Source organism: Kitasatospora sp. NPDC057738 (assembly GCF_042798815.1).
GTDB classification, from domain to species: domain Bacteria; phylum Actinomycetota; class Actinomycetes; order Streptomycetales; family Streptomycetaceae; genus Kitasatospora; species Kitasatospora lactacystinica.
This window is the reverse complement of the sequence record NZ_JBHVJT010000152.1, coordinates 1-5,557: the sequence shown is the minus strand read 5'-3', so window position 1 is coordinate 5,557 and position 5,557 is coordinate 1. Positions and strand designations below refer to the sequence as shown.

Sequence of the window (5,557 nt, the reverse complement as noted above, 5' to 3'; positions counted from 1 at the left end):
CAGGGACGAGGCCGCCGCACCGGGACGCCCGGCCGTCGATCGTCGGCCGTCGGCCGTCGTCGGCGCCGACAACCCGACCGGCTCGACCCTTCGTGAGCCCCCTACTGTGCTCGACGCCCAGGTGATTCGACGCCTGCGTGCAACCCTTGTGGCGGCGCGGCGGTGAGTAGGGCAGAGCGACGGTCCGGTCGGGTCGTCGCGTGGACGAAGAGGAATCGGATGACCGCGAGCGCATTGCACATCCCGGTGGAGGACCGGCCCCGGCCCGGCACGGCACCGGCTTCCGCGGGCGGCCCCGGCCTGCGGGAGCTCGACTTCGAGGGGTTCGCCGCCACCCGCTGGCGGCGCCTGGTACGCACCGCCTACCTGCTCACGGGCGACTACCACGAGGCCGAGGACGTGGTGCAGGCGACGTTCGCGAAGGTCTTCAGGAACTGGTCCCGGATCAGCCGCCTGGAGGAGCCGGACGCCTACGTCCACCGGGCCCTGGTGAACAACAACCTGAGCCGTCACCGGCGGCGCCGGGTCAGGCAGCTGCTCGTGCCCGTCCTCCCCGATCGGGCGCACACCGCGGGCGGCGGCCACCGCGACGTCGAGGAGCGCTCGGTGCTGCTCCAGGCGCTGGCCGAACTGCCGCAGCGCCAGCGGGCAGTGGTCGTCCTGCGCTACTGGGAGGACATGAGCGAGTACCAGGTCGCCGAAGTGCTCGGCTGCTCGCTCGGCAACGTGAAGAGCCAGGCCAGCCGAGGCCTGGCGAAACTGCGCAGCCACCCGGTGCTGGCCCCGTACGCGGCGGGCACCGGTTCGACGATCGACGGCACGGACGGAGGCAACAGGTGATGGACACCGAGGACATGGTGCGCGGCGCCCTGCGGGACGAGGCGGCCCGGGTCGCGGTGGCGGACTGGTCCGCCGGGCCCGTGCAGGTCCACGTGCGCCGGCAGCGGCGGGGGCGCCGGATGGCGGTGGGCGCGTCGGCCGTGGTGGCCGCGCTCGCGCTGGTGGCCGGTACGGGGGCCGTCCTGTCCGCGCAGGGCGGGGACCGGGCCGTCGGGCCCGCCTCGCAGGCCCCGCCGGCACCGGCGGGGCCGGCCCCCGAGGCCCTGGTGGTGGAACCCGGCCAGCAGCTGCCGCTGGGCCGCCCGGACTGGTGGATGCAGCTGAAGGACCAGGAGATCTGCATCCACGACGCCCCCGCGTACAAGAGCGGCCCGGGGTGCTCCGGACACTCCTGGGCGGGGGGCACGACCGAGATCACCATGCAGTACTACGGGAACCCCCCGCAGCACCAGGAGGGCCTGTACAACCTCGTCTACCACGGTCCCGGGCAGGTCGCCCGGATGGCCATCGAGGTGGACGGCCAGGCGTACTGGGCCACCGTCGCCTCGCTCCCCGGCGACCCGGGCTACGCCACCGGCTACGTCTGGGGGCCCAGCCAGAAGGCCGCCGACGGCCCGGGCGCGCACCCGCTGGAGGGCATCAGGCTCGCCGCGTACGACGCCCAGGGGAAGGTGCTGGCGAGCAAGACGCTGCCGTCCTGACCGGACCGGCGGCGCGGTGGTGGGGGGGGTGTCACCCCTGGGGTGCACTCCCCCCCCCCTCCCTCCCCCTCCCCCCCCCCCCCCGCAACCACTCCGCGGTGATCAAGGCCGCCACCGTGGACACGATCAGCAGCGGCATCGCGTCGGCAGCCTGGCCGCCGAGCAGCGCGGCGGCCAGGACGGTGCTGGTGACGGGCAGGCCGGTGACGGCGGCACCCGAGGCCGCGAGGCCGACCGCCAGGGCGGGCCCGGCACCGAAGCCGGGCAGCGGCGCACAGGCCGTGCCGAGGGCCGTACCGAGCAGGAGCGCCGGGAAGATCGGGCCGCCGCGCAGGCCGCCGAGGGCGATCGACCAGCCCAGCCCCTTGAAGAGCACGAGGGCGAGCAGCACGCCGACCGGCAGACAGGCGAGCGCGGCCAGCACCACCCCGGGGACGGCGACGGGCATCGTGGGCGGGCCGCCGAAGCCGTCGACCGGGATGTGACCGCCGTGCCCGGGCAGCCGGGTCACGATCGGGGCGAGCAGCAGGCCGGCCAGCAGCAGCGCGGGCAGCGGCCACCACCAGGGGGCCTGGTGGTGGCCGAGCGTCTCCGGCAGGCTCTCCCTGACCCACTGCTGGAGCTCGTGCTCCAGGCTGACGAAGCCGAAGGCCGCCAGCGAGACCGGGACGCCGACCAACCCCGAGACCAGCAACAGGCGGAAGTAGCCCTCGTGCAGCAGCACCTCGCGCAGGGTCGGGCCGCTGCTCCGCTGCTGGGACGTCGTCGGCATCGCCGCTCCCTCGCGCTCCCGGGCCGCCCGCCGTCGGGGAGGGCCGTCCCGGGACCGAGTCTCGCCCGGAGCCGGACGCCCCGCACGGCGCACGGGCCGTCGGCCGGGGCCACGGCGGACGCGGCTGCGCCGTGCGGGTGAGGGTCAGACCTGGCGGGCGTCGGCGCCCAGCGCGCTCTCGATGCCCTGCACCATCCGCCACAGCGGCGCGCGGCGGCTGGCGACCAGGACCACGACGTCGTCGGACTCGCCCTCGGCGGACTCGCCCTGGCGCTCGCCCCAGGTGCCGGTGACGAAGGCCATCGCCGCGTCCACCTCGGCCACCCAGTCGCTCTCCCCGCCCGAGCGCAACCAGGTGCGCAGGGCGTGGTTGTGCGCGGAGACGACGGCCGCGGCGATCACGTCCGCACGCAGCGGGCCGTCGGGGCGGTCGGCGAAGCGGCCGCGCAGATAGGCGGCCAGGGTGTGCTCGTAGCGCCAGACCACGGACAGCTCGTACGCGCGCAGGCCGGGCACCTTGCGGGTCAGGCGGTAGCGCTGGACGGAGAAGGAGGGCTGCTCGGCGTACATCCGCAGGACCAGGCGGGCGGCGTCGCAGGCGTGCCTGACCGGGTCCTCCTCACCGGTGCCGGAATCCAGGAACTCCGTCATCTCGGCGAGGCTGCGCTCGTGGTCGGGGAAGACCACGTCCTCCTTGGCCGGGAAGTAGCGGAAGAAGGAGCGCCGGCCGACGCCGGCCAGCGAGACGATGTCGTCGACGGTCGTCTGTTCGAAGCCGCGCTCCAGGAAGAGCTCGAAGGCCGCGGCCACCAGCGCCTCGCGCATCGCCGGCTTCGAGGGCCCGTCATTCATGGACTGGTCCTGCTCTTCCTTCTCACTCATTCACCGGAACTTAGCATCGGGACGATGCCTCGGCACCGACGGCCGGGCGGCCGGCCGACCCGCCGTCGGTGCACGTCGGGGTGGGGTGTCGGGTGGGGTTACGGGAGGTTGCGGGCCATCACGATCCGCTGGACCTGGTTGGTGCCCTCGTAGATCTGCGTGATCTTCGCGTCCCGCATCATCCGCTCCACCGGATAGTCCCGGGTGTACCCGTACCCGCCCAGCAACTGCACCGCGTCCGTCGTGATCTCCATCGCCGCGTCCGACGCGAAACACTTCGCCGCCGCACCGAAGAACGTCAGATCCGCGTCCCCGCGCTGCGACTTCGCCGCCGCCGCGTACGTCAGCTGCCGCGCCGCCTCCAGCTTCATCGCCATGTCCGCCAGCATGAACTGGACCCCCTGGAACTCCGCGATCGCCTTCCCGAACTGCCGGCGCTCCCGCACGTACCCGTTCGCGTAGTCCAGCGCCCCCTGCGCGATCCCCACCGCCTGCGCCGCGATCGTCACCCGCGTGTGGTCCAGCGTCCTCATCGCCGTCGCGAAACCCGTCCCCTCCGCACCGATCATCCGGTCCGCGGGAATCCGCACATTGTCGAAGTACACCTCACGCGTCGGCGAACCCTTGATCCCCAGCTTCTTCTCCGGCGCACCGAACGACACCCCCTCGTCGCCCTTCTCCACCACGAACGCCGAGATCCCCTTCGAGCGCTTCTCCGGATCCGTCACGGCCATCACCGTGTAGAACTCCGACACCCCCGCGTTGGTGATCCAGCGCTTCACCCCGTTCAGCACCCAGAAATCCCCGTCGCGCACCGCCCGGGTCCGCATCCCCGCCGCGTCCGAACCCGCCTCCGGCTCCGACAGGCAGTACGAGAACATCCCCTCGCCCCGCGCCAGCGCCCCCAGGTACTTCGCCTTCAACTCCTGCGAACCCGACAACTGCACCGGCAGCGACCCCAGCTTGTTCACCGCCGGAATCAGGGAGGACGACGCACACACCCGCGCCACCTCCTCGATCACGATCACCGTCGCCAGCGCATCCGCCCCCGCACCACCGAACTCCTCCGGCACGTGCACCGCGTGCAGATCGTTGCCCCGCAACGCCTCCAGCGCCTCCTGCGGGAACCGCCCCTGCTCGTCCACCTCCGCCGCGAACGGAGCGATCTTCGCCTCGGCCAGCGAACGCACCGCCTCACGGAGCATCCCGTGCTCCTCGGAGATCCGGAAGAGATCGAAGTCCTGGCTCATGATCGCCACTCCTGTTTCACGACGGTACTCAGTACCCTTCATTATGCATGCACGCGGCAAAAAGGGAACTCAGTGCCTTCCCTTCGCGGCACTGAGTTCCCTATTCTTTTCGTGCCGAACTTCTGCCGAACTTCTGCCGAACGAGCCGGTCCGAGCGCAGGGAGATGACAGCGTGATCCACTCAGCCATCGATGCCGACACCCGCAGCACGACGCTGTACTTCCAGCGCTGCACGTGGTGCAACAACCCGACCTTCCAGCGGCTGCTCTGCCCCACCTGCGGATCCACCGACCTCAGGCTGGAGCCCAGCGAGGGCACCGGCGTGGTGCGGCGCTGCGCGGTCGAACAGGCCCGGACGCCGCTGGTCCGTCAGAAGTCCCTGATCCGCATGGCGGAGGGCTTCGACGTCTGGTGCATCGTGGACGGGATGCGCAGCACCGTGCCGGTCGGCACCCGGGTGCGGCTGCTCCCCTCCCCCGACTCCGACCAGCCGGAACTGCGGCTGCTGCCGATGGAGCCGCCACCACCGGTGCAGGACACCGAGCCGCGCCCGCTGCCGCCCGCCCAGGGCGGCTTCACCCAGCACCTCGCCACCCAGCACCTCGCGGCCTTCGTCGCGGAGTGATCCGCCGGGGGACCGTGCGGCGGGCGGGGCGGACGGCGCGCCCGGGGCGCTGCCGGAGAACGACGGAGAACGACGGAGGGCGTGGCACCGAGTACCACTCGGCGCCACGCCCTCCGCTGTCGTCCGGGGATCAGGCCTTGCGGGCCTTCACCTCGGCGGTGAGCTGCGGCAGCACCTCGAAGAGGTCGCCGACCACGCCGTAGTCGGCGAGCTCGAAGATCGGGGCCTCGGAGTCCTTGTTGACGGCCACGATGGTCTTCGAGGTCTGCATGCCGGCCCGGTGCTGGATCGCGCCGGAGATGCCGTTGGCCACGTACAGCTGCGGGGAGACCTGCTTGCCGGTCTGGCCGACCTGGCTGCTGTGCGGGTACCAGCCGGCGTCCACGGCGGCACGCGAGGCGCCGACGGCCGCGCCCAGCGCGTCCGCGAGCTCCTCGACCACGCCGAAGCCCTCGGCGGCACCGACGCCGCGGCCGCCGGAGACCAC

Annotated in this window: 7 protein-coding genes; 3 read left to right on the top strand and 4 right to left on the bottom strand. The window is 72.6% G+C overall.

All coding sequences use genetic code 11. The annotated features are described in order from the left end of the window. Window positions 1–219 precede the first annotated feature (219 nt). The gene (locus ACFVGO_RS39190; RefSeq protein WP_380356810.1) at window positions 220–840 is read left to right on the top strand and encodes a SigE family RNA polymerase sigma factor; all 621 of its coding nucleotides are present in this window, start codon (window positions 220–222) and stop codon (window positions 838–840) included. Further along, window positions 837–1,541, top strand: coding sequence for a hypothetical protein (locus ACFVGO_RS39185; RefSeq protein WP_380636935.1), 705 nt, complete (start codon window positions 837–839; stop codon window positions 1,539–1,541). The genes ACFVGO_RS39190 and ACFVGO_RS39185 overlap by 4 nt, the downstream gene beginning before the upstream one ends. Before the next feature lie 31 nt (window positions 1,542–1,572). On the opposite strand, the gene ACFVGO_RS39180 is transcribed toward ACFVGO_RS39185, so the two are convergent. The 3 genes from ACFVGO_RS39180 to ACFVGO_RS39170 all read right to left on the bottom strand — a co-directional run bounded on the left by ACFVGO_RS39180 (window position 1,573) and on the right by ACFVGO_RS39170 (window position 4,445). Further along, complete coding sequence (locus ACFVGO_RS39180) at window positions 1,573–2,313, bottom strand: hypothetical protein (RefSeq protein ID WP_380636933.1); 741 nt, start codon at window positions 2,311–2,313, stop codon at window positions 1,573–1,575. Window positions 2,314–2,457: 144 nt separating this feature from the next. After that, window positions 2,458–3,195: a TetR family transcriptional regulator gene (locus tag ACFVGO_RS39175; protein ID WP_359901257.1), complete on the bottom strand. Its 738-nt coding sequence runs from the start codon at window positions 3,193–3,195 to the stop codon at window positions 2,458–2,460. 98 nt (window positions 3,196–3,293) lie between these two features. Beyond that, window positions 3,294–4,445, bottom strand: a complete 1,152-nt coding sequence (locus ACFVGO_RS39170; protein WP_380636931.1) for an acyl-CoA dehydrogenase family protein — start codon at window positions 4,443–4,445, stop codon at window positions 3,294–3,296. Window positions 4,446–4,617: 172 nt separating this feature from the next. Here ACFVGO_RS39170 and ACFVGO_RS39165 point away from each other — a divergent pair, with 172 nt between their 5' ends. Further along, the gene (locus tag ACFVGO_RS39165) at window positions 4,618–5,070 is read left to right on the top strand and encodes a hypothetical protein (RefSeq protein WP_359915655.1); all 453 of its coding nucleotides are present in this window, start codon (window positions 4,618–4,620) and stop codon (window positions 5,068–5,070) included. A gap of 130 nt (window positions 5,071–5,200) precedes the next feature. Here the strand turns inward: ACFVGO_RS39165 and ACFVGO_RS39160 are convergent. After that, the coding region (locus ACFVGO_RS39160) for an electron transfer flavoprotein subunit alpha/FixB family protein (protein ID WP_380359495.1) at window positions 5,201–5,557 on the bottom strand (357 nt) is incomplete at its 5' end.